Source organism: Corynebacterium oculi (genome assembly GCF_001412105.1).
Classification (GTDB): Bacteria; Actinomycetota; Actinomycetes; order Mycobacteriales; family Mycobacteriaceae; genus Corynebacterium; species Corynebacterium oculi.
Map to the genome: position 1 here is coordinate 167,374 of NZ_LKST01000003.1, position 13,540 is coordinate 180,913.

Here is a 13,540-nt window from a genome sequence, read left to right on the forward strand (position 1 = left end):
CGACCCTCCATCAGGGGGGGAATGATTAAGACCACCCGTTCGCACTGCTCGGTGACGGTGGTATCTGATAAGACCGCCTATACCGCCAAACACTGCGGCAACAACGTGTGGACCATCGGTACGCGCGTTACCAACATGGGCGGGCAGGTGATTGGCACGATCGATGGAATGGGTAATTCCGAGGGCTCGGAACCGATTGATGCGATTCGTATCCGCATTGCGGATGGAGTCCGCGTCATCGGCGTGAATGGCACGCGGGACGCCTCTACGCTCAAGCTCGGGGAGCCCCTGAAGGCGGTGGGCAGCATGAGCCGCACCACGGGGACGTACTCTAGTGACCGCCGAGTCCGTCTCGGCGGTGCGTACCCGAGCATGGCCATTAACGCTCAGGTGGGCAGCATGGGTGGAGACTCCGGCGGGGCCATCACGGATAGCCAGGGGCGTGTGGTTGGCCTCATCAAGAGCGGAAAGACTCCCCGCGACACTTTCTTTGTGCCCATCGACGTGGTGGAAAAGCAGCTCCCCGCTCACCGCTAAGCGCAGCCGCCGGGGAACGCGCCTAGCCCGGCGGTAAGAGATCCCGGCAATCGTTGGGCGCGGGAGCGCCCCGGAACCGCTCCAGGAGATACGCGAGGCTAGGCTCTATCCCCTGAAAAAGGGGCAGCGCGTGATTGAGCGTCGATCCGGGCAGGGTGGTGGGGAGCGGATCGGTGGAAAAGGAGACGGGCACTCCGGCGGCGCAGTAGGTGGCGGCGAGGTCGCGCACCTGGGAATGGGGAATGGTGTCATCGTTGATCCCGGAGCGGATCAATACCGGGCCGGTGGGGGCGGCTTGGCCCAGGTTCTGCGCGGTGAGCGCCTGCCACAGGATCGGCGAGCGCGCCGCCACCTCAAAGAAGGATTCTCCCGTGGTGGTCAGCTCCCGGCTGCGCCGTCCGCCCCAGGCCGCCATGGCATCGGGTATGCACATCTCGGGCGTGTGGGCGAAGTATCGCCGCCCCTCCTCGTTGAGCAAGGGGGCTATCTCCTCGCGGAAAATTGAGGGGTTGCGCTCCGCAAATCCCGCCACCGCCATGCCCAGCACACCGAAGATGGAGTTGCCCTCGATGGAGTTGATGACCACGGGCAGATTTGCGGGCGGGGCACCGGCGAAGGTTCCCGCGATGTGGAGTTCCGGGGCATAAGCGGAGGCGAGTTCGGCCGCGGCCGCGGTGGCCCCACCGCCCTGGGAATACCCCCACAGCCCCACCGGGGCCTCGGCGGGGGAGCCGGTGGCGCGCAGCGCGGCGCGGGCGGCGTCGAGAACGGCGCGCCCCTCCTCCCGATTGTGGGCGTAGGTATGCGCGCCGGGGGTGCCCAGCCCCACGTAGTCCGTCATGACCACGCGCACCCCGGCGAGCAGGCCCAGGTGGGCGATGGGGAGTTCATAATTGATGCCCAGGGCGGCGGTCTGGGCGTTGATCGAGAACAGGCCGCGCGAGGGCGCGCAGGCGTCGCCGGCCCCACGGGTGCCGGGGGCGATCACGAGGGTGGGCCGAGGCCCCGGCCCCGTCCAAGGCAGGGTGGGTTCGAGGAGTGTGCCGGAGACGGCCGCGGGCTGCTCCGTGATGAGCGTGGAGGAGTAAAGTATGCGCCGCGTGGTGGCGGGCCACCCCGGGGGTTGAAGGTCGGGGGCGGGGGCCGCGCGGATGATCTCGCCAGCGGCGGGAAGCTCGGCGGGCGGGAGATAGAAGGGATCATGGGGGTCAAAGATCGGGGTGGCGGCGTAGGCCGGGAGCGAGGGGAGGACGAGGGCTGCGGTGAGGAGGAACGAGACGATTTTCTTTACAAAAGAAATATCCATGTGGGAATTATGATTTACGTCATAAAAATAATCAAGGCGGGAGGGGTGTGGCGGGTGCACTGAATACCGCACTGGATACAATGGCGGCCATGCACATCACTGACCTGCCGGAACGCTCCCAGGATTACCTGAAAACGATCTATGACCGGCAGGAATGGGACGGCCAAGGGGCCACGCTCTCTGACCTCGCCGATGCCCTGGGCCAGCGCCGCTCCACGGCGTCGGAAGCCATCAAGCGGCTGGTGGCCTCCGGCCTTGTGGATCATGCCCCCTACGGGGACATTGCCCTGACCGAGCAGGGCCGCCGCCTCGCCGTGCAGCTGGTGCGCCGCCACCGGCTCATCGAGTCCTTCCTGGTGCAGTACCTTGGCTACCGCCTCGACGAGGTACACGACGAGGCCGAGGTGCTAGAACACGCCGTCTCCGACACCTTCGTCGAGTGTATCGACGCCGCCCTGGGGCACCCGCAGCGCGACCCGCACGGAGACCCCATCCCCGGGGCCGACGGCGCGGTGGACGAACCCGGAACGGTGGCGCTCTCTCACGTTGCGCCGGGGGAGAGCGTCACCGTGGAGCGGGTGCGGGACCGCGACCCCGCCCTGTTGCGCTACCTCAGTGAACACGGTGTGCTGCCCGAGGCGCGGGTGACGGTGCTGACCCCACCCTATCCCGGAATGGCGCTGCTCAAGGTGGGAGAGGCGGAGGTGAGCGTGAGTGCCAGCGCATTGGACTCGATCCTCGCGCTAAGATGAGAAACCTATGGCATCCACCGACCGGAAATCCAAGCGCCAGCGCGGGCGCGTTCCGGTAGCACACCGCAGTTCCGATCCCGACGGCCCGCGCGCCCGCCTCCGCCTGCCCGCCATGCGGCTGAGTATCGCGGAGACCGCGGTGATCGTGCTGGTGGCGATCCTGATCCTCGGCGCCGTGGCGGTGCCGCTGCGCAATTACTTCCAGGGACGCACCGACATCGCGCGCACCACCGAGGCGATCGCGCAGAAGCAAGAGGAAAAGGAACGCCTGTTGCAGGAGGTGGATCAGTATCAGTCCGAGGCCTACCAGCGCGAGGAGGCGCGCAAGCGCCTGGGCGTGATCGAGGAAGGGGAGACCGCCTTCCGTATCCTCGATCCCGCGATGAGCACCGGCGCGGACTCCGCCGAGTCCGAGGCGGAAGAGGGCCCGCGGGAGTGGTGGGAGGTGCTCTGGGATTCCATCTCCGTGCCCAGCGAGGCGAACCCCGCCCCGGAGCCGCTGGAAGCCGGGGAAGTGGATACGCACATGCCCATCGAGGGGGACGTCCCCTAGACTGATCCGCATGACAGCTAGCGACGCCGACCTCGCCACCGTTTCCCAGCAACTGGGACGCGCCCCCCGGGGGGTGCTCGACATCGCCTACCGCACCCCGGACGGCGCCCCCGCCGTGGTCACCACCGCGCCTCGCCTAGAGGACGGCACCCCCTTTCCCACGCTGTACTACCTCACCGACCCCCGGCTCACGGCCGAGGCCTCCCGCCTAGAGGTGGCGCACGTGATGACGTGGATGACCAAGCGACTAGAGGAAGACGCCGACCTGGCCGCCGACTACCGCGCGGCCCACGAGCACTACCTCGCCACCCGCAACGCCATCGAGGACCTCGGCACCGACTTTTCCGGGGGTGGCATGCCCGAGCGGGTGAAGTGCCTCCACGTGCTCATCGCCTACGCCCTGGCCGAGGGGCCGAGCAGGCTGCGCCTGGGAACCGAGGCCGTGGCCATGGCCGCCGAGCACGGCAACCTGCGCGGCACCGCCATACCCGCCGACTGGCCCACCACCGAGGAACTGGGCATCGACCTCACCCAGTTTGATTTCTCCCGAGCATAGGAGCGCCACACATGGGACGACTAGCCGCCATCGACTGCGGAACCAACTCCATCCGCCTGCTCATTAGCGAGATCGTGGACGGAACTCCGCATGAGATTCATCGCACCATGGAGATCGTGCGCCTGGGCCAAGGGGTAGACGCCACCGGGGAACTCCACCCGGAAGCCCTGGCCCGCACCCGAGCGGCCCTAGAAAACTACGTGGACATCATGAAGTTCGAGAAGGTGCAGCGCGTGCGCATGGTGGCCACCTCCGCCACCCGAGACGCGGAAAACCGCGAAGAATTCTTCTCCATGACCGCCGAACTCCTGGGCCACATTCAGCCCGGAGCCCAAGCCGAGGTCATCTCCGGGGAAGAGGAGGCCTTCCTCTCCTTCCGAGGGGCCGTACACGACCTCCCCGCCAGCAGAGAACCCTTCTGCGTGATCGACCTCGGCGGCGGCTCCACCGAGTTCGTGGTGGGCACCCACAGCGGTGAGATCGCCGGCTCCACCTCCGTGCAGATGGGCTGCGTGCGACTCACTGAGCGCATCATGCGCAGCGACCCGCCCACCCCCTCCGAGATTGAGGTGGCGCGCGACTACATCCGCGAACGCCTGGACATGGTGACCACACTGGTGCCCATCTCCCAGGCCACCACCTTTGTGGGCTGCGCGGGCACCTTCACCACGCTCTCCGCCCTCGCCCAGGGCCTAGAACGCTACGACCCCTCCATGATCCACTGCTCCGAACTGAACTTTGAGGCCTTGCGGGTACTCACCGACCAACTAGCCGCCACCCCCTCCGCCGAGCGGGGCATGAACCCGGTGATCCACCAGGGACGGGCCGACGTGATCGGCTCCGGCTCCATCATCGTCCAGGAAATCATGGCGATGATCCAGCGGGAAACCCAGGCCAGGGGCTTTGTGATCTCCGAGAAGGACATTCTGGACGGGATCATCGACAGCCTGCGCGAGCCTGAGTGATGCTGAGGTGCGCCGACGCGCTATACTTCATCGAAGCGCCGCGTGCGGATACGGCGCGGTGAGGCCCCTATAGCCCAATTGGCAGAGGCAGCAGACTTAAAATCTGCTCAGTGTCGGTTCGAGTCCGACTGGGGGCACTATGAACAGGGGGAATAGGTAGGGGAGGGGCTTCTAACGGTGTCTACAAAACCAGTCACATAGCCGTCCCGCCGAGTTCTAAAAGTTCTAAAATGATTCTCAAGTTCTAAAAGATCTAAAACTGCTTCTGGGGGAGCCATGATTCCTGAGAGAAACCCGTTCCGGCCCAGTTTCGGCACCTCGCCACAGGAGTTGATCGGACGTGGCTTCGAGCTTCATTCCTTCCTCACCGGCCTGTACGAGGGGTAGGGAGCATGAACCGGGCGGTGCTGGTCAGCGGCGCTCGCGGGGTGGGAAAAACGGTGCTACTCAACGAGTTTGAGGAGGCGGCTAAGGGCATGGGGTGGGTGGTGGTGCGCGCCTAGCCGATGATTCCCTGGTGAATCACCTCGTGCGTACTGCTATTCCCCAGGCGCTCGCGGAGCTGGATTACCGGCGTTCCGGGGCGGAAGCCAAACGCACGATCACCGGCTCGATTAATAGCGAGGTAACCCGCGATCGTCTACGCCCTGAGCCCTCTCTGATCGGGGAACTGAGGGCGCTCTCTGCGGCGGCGCGAGAACATGAGGCGGGAGTGTTGATGCCCCTCGATGAGGTACAGGCCGCGCACCCGGAACAGTTGGCGCACCTGGCCATGGCGATTCAGGATCTCATGCGGGACGAATATGACGTAGCCTTTGCCGCTGCCGGGCTTACGGCGGGTATTGAGTCTCTCTTAGAGCACCCGGGAACGACCTTTATGCGGCGGGCAAATCGCCTGGAGCTGGGGTTGCTCCACGGGGAGGAGGTGGCTCGTGCGCTCACCACCACGGCGCAGGAACACGGACGTCCTTTTGCGCAGGAGGCCGCTCGGCGCGCGGCGAGTCTGGCCCAGGGCTACCCGTACCTGGTGCAGTTGGTGGGGGCGTTGAGCTGGACGCGCGCCGCCGTGGAGCAGTCAAGCGAGATCACCCTGAGCCATGTGGAGGTGATAGCCCCCGATCTTCCTCGCCATATGGGGAACCAGGTACACAAGATCGCGCTCAAGGCGGTCCCGCACGGGGAATGGGGATTTTTGCGAGAGATGGCGCGGTTGCGTGGAGAGCATGGGGAGAATATCCCCACCGGGGAGATTGCGCGGGCAATGGGGAAGTCTCCCTCGGGTATTTCCGTGTGGCGGCGCAACCTTATTGAGCGCGATCTTATTGTTCTCGGCAGTTACGGGCACGTGAGATTCGCGCTGCCCTATCTCGGCGAGTACCTAGATTCCGTTTTGGAATAGGGTGTCCTTGGCCGCGATGGAATCTATTTCTTCCTCCGCGTATTCCCCGGTGCAGGTGCCGTTGAGGGCGGCGATGACGGCCCCGGCGGTTTCGTGTTGCAGCGGTTCGAGGGAGTGGTGGAACCCGCCGCCGAGCAGGGACAAGGGGAAGGGAAGGGGGATGGGGGCCATCCGGCATTGACCGCCGTCGAGGCGGCCGTCGGCCCATTCCCGCTCGGAGCGCAGGGAGTAGTAGGCGGTGTTTCCGGGGGTGTCGTCTTGCTCGTTGAGGGCGCGCAGGAAGTCCGAGCCGGGGCAGAGGTCGCGGGCGGTGCCGGGTTGGAGGCAGGCGCTGGGGCTGCCGTATTGGGGGCTTCCGATGGCGATGTAGTTGCTCACCTGGGCGTGTCCGCCGAGGTTTTTGAGGTAGTGGCGTGCGCTCATGCCGCCGGCGCTGTGGCCCACGAGTGAGATGGTGGCCTCGGGGTCGGCCGCGCGCACCTGGTCGATCTCCTGGGCGAGGCGTGCGGCGTCGGCACGCAGATCGGTGCCCTGGAGGTCGAGGGTGCGGGCGTCGAATCCGCTGGCGCCTAGCGCGGATTGCAGGGGGCCGTAGGGTAGGGCGCCCACGGTCTGTCCGGGGAGGATGAATACCACGTGGGGGTGGTGCCCCTCGTGGGCAGAGGCAGTGGTGGGGGTGGCTGTTGCGCAGAGGGCAACGGCGGCAATGCCCACCACCGCTTTATTGATGGAATGTTTAATGAGGAACATTAGGCTAGGCTAGGCTAGCCTGAAATATCTCTTAAGAAAATGTTGGATTTCTCACATTAAAATGGTTCATTCGGCTCCCCGGAAAAGCCTATAAAGCAAGCCGGAAAGGTACGGGGCGTCGATAATCAAAAGCCTAAGCCTGCCCGGTGAGAGTGAGCCAAATGAGCGCGATATTGAGCGCCACGATGGCCGCGCAGACCACCGCGGCGGCGATGTTGAGGGGTGTGGGGTTGGCCCATCTGCCCATCACCCGGGAACGTGCGGTGAGCCAGGCGAGCGGAATGAGAGCAAAGGGAATGCCGATGCTCAAAACCACCTGGCTGAGCACGAGCGCCCAGGTGGGTTCCGCGCCGGAGACGAGGATGATGAGCGCGGGGATCAGGGTGATGCAGCGGCGTGCTACCAGGGGGACGCGGAACTTCAGGAGGTCGCGCATCACCATATCGCCCGCGTAGCAGCCCACGGAGGTGGAGGCCAGCCCGGAGGCCAGCAGCCCGATGGCGAAGATCACGCCGATGCCCGTGCCCAGGTGCTGGGTGACGGCCTGGTGTGCGCCCTCGATGGTGTCCGTGCCCTCCACGCCGCGCAGCGCCTGGGCGGCCAGGCAGAGCATGGCGATGTTTACGCTGCCGGCCACGCTGAGCGCCAGCCCCACGTCGATCTTGGTGGCGCGCAGGTGGCGGCGCATGCCGTGTTCGCCCTCGGGCCGGAAGCGGTGATCGCGGACGAGCCCGGAGTGGAGGTAAATGGCATGGGGCATGACGGTGGCGCCGAGCATACTGGCGGCCAGGAGTATGGTGGGGGTGCCCTGGAAGCGGGGCACGAGCCCCTCGGCCATGCTGCCGAGGTCAAGCCCGGAGACGAAGAGCCCGGAGACGAAGCCGATGGTGATGATGGCCAGGAAGCCCACGATCACGGCCTCGAAGCTGCGCTGGGTGCGCCCGCCCTGGAGGATCAGCATGGTCAGCGAGACGGCGGAGACGATGAGCCCGCTGAGCAGGAGCGGGGTACCAAAGAGGAGGTGGAGGGCCACGGCCCCGCCGATGACCTCCGCGATGTCGGTGGCCGCCACGATGATCTCCGCCTGCCCCCAGTAGAGCCAGCGGGGGGTGCGGGGGAGGCGTTCGGCCAGCTCTGCGGTGAGGCTACGCCCCGTGACCAGCGCGAGCTTGGCGGAAAGGTACTGCACGAGGGCGGCCATGAGGTTGGCGAGCACGAGCACCCACAGCAGGAGGTAGCCGTACTCCGCGCCGGCGGAGAGGTTGGCGGCCACGTTGCCGGGATCGACGTAGGCAATGGCGGCCACGAAGGCGGGGCCCAGCAGGCTCGTGAGGCGCGGCTGGGGCCGCGCGGGCTTATCGACGGAGGTTGTCACCACGTTTCACCTTAATTTGATTCCAGAGTTCAAGATGTTGAACTCATGCTAGTTTGGGTAACCTCAGCAGGCAAAACGGGGGTGGGGAACTTTGAAGGTGTGCGCGGCGTTCTAGATGGTGACATGCTTCAAGCTAAGGAAAGGACTGGGGAACCGCTATGAGAAGCAGCAACCCGGTATTTAGTAATCTCACCGAATCCACCGAGCGCGACCTGCGCGAGGGCGGCTACCAGCAGGCCACCGCCGAGCGCCCCATGACTATCGACGACGTGGTGTCCAAGACCGGCATCACGCTCGCCATTATCATCGCCCTAGGCGCGGTGAACTTCACCATCGGCATGAGTAACCCGAACCTGGCCGTCATGCTCACCGGCGTGGGCGCCATCGGCGGTTTCATCACCGTCCTGGTCTCCGCTTTTAGCAAGAGCTTTGGCTCCGCCGCCATCACCCTGATCTACGCCGCCTTTGAGGGCCTCTTTGTGGGCGGGTTCTCCTTCCTCTTCGCCAACACCGGCTTCACCTCGGGCGCGACGGGCTCGGCCAACGCAGACATGGCGATCATCGGCCAGGCGATCCTGGGCACCGTGGGCGTGTTCATCGGCATGCTGGTGGTGTACCGCACCGGCGCGGTGAAGGTCACCCCCAAGTTCAACCGCATTGTCACCGGCGTCATCGTGGGCATCGCGGTGCTGGCCCTGGGCAACCTGATCACCGCCCTGATCTTTGACTTCAACCCGCTGCGCGATGGCGGCCCGCTGGCCATCGTGTTCTCCCTGGTGTGCATCGTCCTCGCGGCGCTGTCCTTCCTCCAGGACTTTGACCAGGCGGATCGCCTGATCCGCGCGGGTGCCCCGGCCAAGAACGCCTGGGGCGTGGCCCTGGGCCTGGCCGTGACCCTGGTGTGGCTCTACACCGAGATCCTGCGCCTGCTGAGCTACCTGCGCAACGATTAGTCCACGGGATAAAGAAGAGGGCGCTGCCTCTCTCCGGCCGGAGAGAGGCAGCGCCCTTTTTGTCTTGAGGCTGGGGCAGCGTTTAGGAGGCCGCCAACGGCTGCCCGTTGAGGCGCACCTGGGAGAATACCTGGGCGCCGTCCATGGAAACGGGATCGCTGAGTTCCAGGGTGACGTCCTCGGTGGAACCATTGGGATTGATCTGGATTCCCCGGCCGGTGGCGGAATCATTCTCCCACTCCCAGTCCAGCGCGGTGATCTGGTTGGTGCCAAAGCAATCCAACTGTACCTGGCTGGGCTCCACGGTGGGGGTCCGGGTGCAGTCGATGAACTGCGTGGCGTTGGCCCGGGCCTCCGAGGGGGAGGTGCTGGTGGGGGCGGCGTGGGCGGTCGAGGAGGAGGCCGCTTGCTGCGGGGCAGCGGAGAAGCTCGTGGCGGTGGCCACCTTGGCCTCGGAATCCTGCTGGTGCGGCGGGCTGCACGCGGTGATCGCGAGGGCGGAGGCGGCCAACGCGGCGGCCAGGGCGGTGGAACGGGAGAAGGTCATGGCTGAGAAAGTCCTCTCGGGGAAAGAACGTTTACTGGGAGGTGCGGGGGGTGGCAGCCTTATCGGAGTCATAAGGAGCCGCGGAGACGATGGTGACCGTGAGGGTATTGCCGTTGGGGGCGGTGTACTCGCGGGTCTCACCCTCCTGGGCGCCCAGGAGGGCGGCCCCCAGGGGAGACTGCTCGGAATACGTTTCCAGATCCTTGTTATCGGAGGCGGCGGCGCGGGTACCGATGAGGAAGGTCTCCTTATCGTTCTCGTCGCCGTTGTAGTACACGTGCACCACGGAGCCCACGTGGGCCACGCCCTCGATCATGCTGGAGCGCTCCGTGGTGGAGTTCGCCAGAATCTCGGAGATCTGCTTGATGCGGGCCTCTTCCTGATCCTGCATCTCGCGGGCGGCGTCGTAGCCCGCGTTCTCCTTGAGGTCACCCTCCTCGCGGCGCTCGTTAATCTCGGCGGCCACCACCGGGCGGTGGTCGATGAGGGCCTGAAGCTCGGATTCCAGCTTGGCCTTGGTCTCCGGGGTGATGTACTGCTTTTGCTCTTCTGCCATGAGGCGCGTCCTTTCGCTCAAAAATTTAAAGATCCATGTAGGCGGGAATCTGGGTGGAACAGCCATAGACGCTGCCGGAAACAGCCCTATCGCGCGTGGGAATCTCCACGGCCATGCGTTGCGTTTCCGGCCCACCGGCCGAGATCAACACCTCCCGGCGGCCCACCTCCGCCTTGTCATAATTCATCGCGGTGACAATACAGTAACTGGGCACATCGGGCTGGTTGCGCGTGACGTCAATATCCAGGTGCATGGTGGCATCGTCCACCCGCTCAAAGTTGGTCATGGAGGCCTTGACGGTGGCGTCGTCGCGCGTGGCCAGGAAACGCGCCACCACGATGACGAGCGCGATGAGAAGCAGCACCATCACCACGGCGACGATCTTCCCGCTGATGCCGTTCGATCCCCGGGCGGGGCGCGCGGCACCGTACCGGGATTGCGGACGCTCAAAAGGCTGTGAGGCCATAGTTTCCCACCACCAGTGCAAAACGTGTGCGGACAGTCCCGTCTAGACTAGCCGATTTATATCGGTGCCAAGGCAATCGAGGGGGCCTACTATGGGAACACCGATACCAAAGAAGGAAAGGAAAGGGAACAACGTGAGCGGACTGCGCCTTTTGGCTATCCACGCCCACCCCGATGACGAGGCCTCCAAGGGAGCGGCCACGATGGCGAAATACGCCGCCGAGGGCCACCGGGTGATGGTGGTGACCTGCACGGGCGGCGAGCGTGGCGACATCTTGAACCCCGCGATGGATCGCCCCGGAATCCGGGAACGGATCCGCGAGGTACGCCGGGAAGAAATGGCGGAGGCCGCCCGCGTCTTAGGCATCGAACACCGCTGGCTGGGGCACGTAGACTCCGGCCTGCCCGAGGGGGACCCGTTGCCCCCGCTGCCGGAGGGTTCCTTTGCCCTCGAAAGCGGCGAGGATATTGCCGCGGAATTAGTGGAGATTATCCGGGACTTCCGCCCGCACGTCATCATCACCTACGACGAAAACGGCGGCTACCCCCACCCCGATCACCTGAAGGTGCACGAGGCCTCCATGATCGCCTGGGACAAGGCGGGCGATCCTAAGTTCCCCACCACGTCCCAGAAAACCGGTGAGGAGCAGCAACCCTGGGAGCCGCTCAAGCTCTACTACACGCACGGCTTTGCCTATGAGAAGATCAAGGCCTTCCACGATCTGCTGGTGGAGCGTGAGGCGGAAAGCCCCTACACGGAGATGCTGACCCTCATGGAGGAGAACCAGGTGGACATCATGGCGCGGGTGACCACCCAGGTACCCTGCGCGGACTACTTTGAGGCTCGCGACGCCGCCCTGCGCGCCCACGCCACCCAGGTGGACCCCCAGGGTGGATTCCTCATCACCAGCGCCAAGGATCAGGCCCGGCTCTGGCCCACCGAGGAGTTCGAGCTGGCCGCCACCAGGGTGCCCAGCACCCTGCCGGAGACCGATCTCTTTGCCGGCATCGAGGGCTTGGACTAGCGCGGGGCGCGCAATACACTGTGAACCGTGATGATGGTGTCTGACCTTTCTGCCCAAGCCACTGCCATGATGACGCTGGCCCAGAACGGCACTGGCCCGCTGGGCGCGGACTTCGGCAAGGCCTCACCCATCGGGCTGCTGGTGCTGGTGGTGCTGCTCGCGGCCGTGCTGTACCTGGGCTGGGCCTTTCACCGCCGCTTTAGCCGCATGAACCGCCGCCGCATGTTCGCGGAAGAACACGGCATCGATCCCTTCGACGAGGAGACCCTGGATAAGGCGATGGCCGAGGCCGGGGTGCTGGATCGCAAGAAGAAGTACTGGCTCTAACCGCGTGCGGCCGCCGCGCTCCGAGGAGGGGCGGGAGGGTACACTGGTGCGAGTGAATGTCCTCCCGCGCCGCTTGCTGTACCCGCTCTACGAGGCGCGGCTACGCCTTGAACTCAAGGGGCTGCCGCAGCCCCGCCACGTGGCCGTGATGTGCGACGGCAACCGACGCTGGGCCCGCGAGGCGGGTTTCGAGGACGTCAGCCACGGGCACCGCGTGGGGGCGCGCAAGATCGGGGAAATGGTGCGCTGGTGCCGGGATACCCAGGTGGAACTGGTCACCGTGTACCTGCTCTCCACCGAGAACCTGCGCCGCAGCCCCGAGGAGCTGGGCATGCTCCTAGATATCATCGCGGACGTGGTGGACGAGCTGGCTCAGCCGGACAATAACTGCCGCGTGCGCCTAGTGGGCCACCTCGATTTATTGCCCACCGAGGTAGCCCGGCGCATCTCCCGCGCGGTGGAAACCACCCAGCGGCACACCGGGGTGGCCGTGAACGTGGCGGTGGGCTACGGGGGCCGCCAAGAGATCGTGGACGCGGTGCGAGCCTTGGTGGAACACGAGGTTGCGGAGGGCACCCCACCGGAACAACTCGCGGAGAAGGTCACGGCGGACTCCATCTCCCGCCACCTCTACACCTCCGGGCAGCCGGATCCCGACCTGGTGATCCGCACCTCCGGGGAACAGCGCCTCTCCGGCTTCCTGCTGTGGCAGGCCGCGTACTCGGAAATCTGGTTCACCGACACGTACTGGCCGGCCTTCCGCCGCATCGATTTCCTGCGAGCCCTGCGCGAATACTCCAAGCGCACCCGCCGATTTGGAAAGTAGGTTCTTTACGCCGTGATACCTCAGGCCCAGGTGCTCTACGAATCCACCTATGGTGCCACCCGACGCTATGCCGAGGCCCTGGCGCAGCGACTGGGCACCACCGCCCAGAAAATCCCGGAAACCGGAGTGGCACCGCAGGAAGGCGGCCCGCTCATCGTACTTTCCCCGGTCTTTGGCCCCAGCATTGCGGCGGCAGCATACGTGGCCCACCATGACCTCGGGGAACGACCCGTGGCCTGCGTGGCGGTGGGGATGACCCTGGTGGAGGAGGCCCGCCGCAAGGACCAGATGGCCGGAATACTAGGGGCCAAAGCGGAACACACGCAGTGCTTCTATCTCCCCGGTGCGCTGTACTACTCGCGCATTTCTACCGTGCACCGTCAGATCATGCGCGGCATCGTGGCGGCGCTGCGGTTCAAGCCGGGGAAGTCAGAAAACGAACGCGCGATGATCCAGGCCTATAACAAGGACGTGGATCGGGTGGACCTCGGCGAACTTGAGCCCCTGGTGGAGTGGGTGGAAGAGCGTTTGAGTTGAGGGCGGATTGACATGCTGGCGGGCCGCTCCTCAGTGGTGACGTCGTGAAATATACGTAGCACGTTTGTCCCAGCGGCCATATACATTGCTTCTTGGGGGAGGCACGCTAGC

General features: G+C 65.3%; 18 protein-coding genes and 1 tRNA gene. 13 read left to right on the top strand and 6 right to left on the bottom strand.

Features of this window, described 5'->3' with window-relative positions; genetic code table 11:
* Window positions 1-21: 21 nt before the first annotated feature.
* Entirely contained in the window at window positions 22-537 is a 516-nt protein-coding gene (locus Cocul_RS08230) for a S1 family serine peptidase (RefSeq protein ID WP_055122814.1), read from the top strand.
* Window positions 538-559: 22 nt separating this feature from the next.
* On the opposite strand, the gene Cocul_RS08235 is transcribed toward Cocul_RS08230, so the two are convergent.
* Window positions 560-1,843, bottom strand: coding sequence for a lipase family protein (locus Cocul_RS08235; protein WP_055122815.1), 1,284 nt, complete (start codon window positions 1,841-1,843; stop codon window positions 560-562).
* A gap of 89 nt (window positions 1,844-1,932) precedes the next feature.
* Here Cocul_RS08235 and Cocul_RS08240 point away from each other — a divergent pair, with 89 nt between their 5' ends.
* The 7 genes from Cocul_RS08240 (at window position 1,933) to Cocul_RS08265 (ending at window position 6,068) form a co-directional block, all read left to right on the top strand.
* A complete protein-coding gene (locus Cocul_RS08240; protein WP_055123069.1) occupies window positions 1,933-2,595 on the top strand; it encodes a metal-dependent transcriptional regulator in 663 nt (220 codons plus the stop codon).
* 7 nt (window positions 2,596-2,602) lie between these two features.
* The gene (locus Cocul_RS08245; RefSeq protein ID WP_055122816.1) at window positions 2,603-3,148 is read left to right on the top strand and encodes a septum formation initiator family protein; all 546 of its coding nucleotides are present in this window, start codon (window positions 2,603-2,605) and stop codon (window positions 3,146-3,148) included.
* Window positions 3,149-3,158: 10 nt separating this feature from the next.
* Window positions 3,159-3,704, top strand: a complete 546-nt coding sequence (locus Cocul_RS08250) for a DUF501 domain-containing protein (RefSeq protein WP_055122817.1) — start codon at window positions 3,159-3,161, stop codon at window positions 3,702-3,704.
* Window positions 3,705-3,715: 11 nt separating this feature from the next.
* Complete coding sequence (locus Cocul_RS08255) at window positions 3,716-4,669, top strand: Ppx/GppA phosphatase family protein (RefSeq protein ID WP_055122818.1); 954 nt, start codon at window positions 3,716-3,718, stop codon at window positions 4,667-4,669.
* Window positions 4,670-4,732: 63 nt separating this feature from the next.
* Window positions 4,733-4,806: transfer RNA gene (locus tag Cocul_RS08260), tRNA-Leu, on the top strand.
* A gap of 255 nt (window positions 4,807-5,061) precedes the next feature.
* On the top strand, window positions 5,062-5,172 hold the full coding sequence (locus Cocul_RS12875; RefSeq protein ID WP_245622168.1) for an ATP-binding protein: 111 nt from the start codon (window positions 5,062-5,064) through the stop codon (window positions 5,170-5,172).
* A gap of 14 nt (window positions 5,173-5,186) precedes the next feature.
* Window positions 5,187-6,068, top strand: coding sequence for an ATP-binding protein (locus Cocul_RS08265; protein WP_245622169.1), 882 nt, complete (start codon window positions 5,187-5,189; stop codon window positions 6,066-6,068).
* Here Cocul_RS08265 and Cocul_RS08270 read toward each other — a convergent pair.
* The gene (locus tag Cocul_RS08270; protein ID WP_069723606.1) at window positions 6,048-6,818 is read right to left on the bottom strand and encodes an esterase/lipase family protein; all 771 of its coding nucleotides are present in this window, start codon (window positions 6,816-6,818) and stop codon (window positions 6,048-6,050) included. The two genes, Cocul_RS08265 and Cocul_RS08270, sit on opposite strands and share 21 nt — an antisense overlap.
* Window positions 6,819-6,951: 133 nt before the next feature.
* Window positions 6,952-8,193 (bottom strand): Nramp family divalent metal transporter, encoded by a 1,242-nt coding sequence (locus tag Cocul_RS08275; protein WP_055122819.1) that lies wholly within the window; start codon window positions 8,191-8,193, stop codon window positions 6,952-6,954.
* 158 nt (window positions 8,194-8,351) lie between these two features.
* Here Cocul_RS08275 and Cocul_RS08280 point away from each other — a divergent pair, with 158 nt between their 5' ends.
* Window positions 8,352-9,146, top strand: coding sequence for a Bax inhibitor-1/YccA family protein (locus Cocul_RS08280; RefSeq protein WP_055122820.1), 795 nt, complete (start codon window positions 8,352-8,354; stop codon window positions 9,144-9,146).
* Between the two features lie 82 nt (window positions 9,147-9,228).
* Here the strand turns inward: Cocul_RS08280 and Cocul_RS13030 are convergent, their stop codons facing one another.
* From Cocul_RS13030 to Cocul_RS08295, 3 genes are read right to left on the bottom strand one after another with little or no spacing between them, the layout of a single operon-like run.
* The gene (locus Cocul_RS13030; protein WP_055122821.1) at window positions 9,229-9,693 is read right to left on the bottom strand and encodes a hypothetical protein; all 465 of its coding nucleotides are present in this window, start codon (window positions 9,691-9,693) and stop codon (window positions 9,229-9,231) included.
* A gap of 31 nt (window positions 9,694-9,724) precedes the next feature.
* Window positions 9,725-10,249, bottom strand: coding sequence for a transcription elongation factor GreA (greA, locus tag Cocul_RS08290; RefSeq protein WP_055122822.1), 525 nt, complete (start codon window positions 10,247-10,249; stop codon window positions 9,725-9,727).
* A gap of 25 nt (window positions 10,250-10,274) precedes the next feature.
* Window positions 10,275-10,715, bottom strand: a complete 441-nt coding sequence (locus Cocul_RS08295) for a DUF4307 domain-containing protein (RefSeq protein ID WP_055122823.1) — start codon at window positions 10,713-10,715, stop codon at window positions 10,275-10,277.
* A 133-nt stretch (window positions 10,716-10,848) separates the two neighbouring features.
* On the opposite strand from Cocul_RS08295, the gene mca reads away from it, so the two are divergent.
* The 4 genes from mca to Cocul_RS08315 are packed head-to-tail and all read left to right on the top strand — an operon-like array spanning window position 10,849 to window position 13,429.
* The gene (gene mca, locus Cocul_RS08300; protein WP_055122824.1) at window positions 10,849-11,739 is read left to right on the top strand and encodes a mycothiol conjugate amidase Mca; all 891 of its coding nucleotides are present in this window, start codon (window positions 10,849-10,851) and stop codon (window positions 11,737-11,739) included.
* A 30-nt stretch (window positions 11,740-11,769) separates the two neighbouring features.
* Window positions 11,770-12,066, top strand: coding sequence for a hypothetical protein (locus Cocul_RS08305; RefSeq protein WP_055122825.1), 297 nt, complete (start codon window positions 11,770-11,772; stop codon window positions 12,064-12,066).
* 52 nt (window positions 12,067-12,118) lie between these two features.
* Window positions 12,119-12,892, top strand: coding sequence for an isoprenyl transferase (locus Cocul_RS08310; protein WP_055123071.1), 774 nt, complete (start codon window positions 12,119-12,121; stop codon window positions 12,890-12,892).
* A gap of 12 nt (window positions 12,893-12,904) precedes the next feature.
* On the top strand, window positions 12,905-13,429 hold the full coding sequence (locus tag Cocul_RS08315; RefSeq protein WP_245622171.1) for a flavodoxin domain-containing protein: 525 nt from the start codon (window positions 12,905-12,907) through the stop codon (window positions 13,427-13,429).
* The last annotated feature ends 111 nt before the right edge of the window (window positions 13,430-13,540 follow it).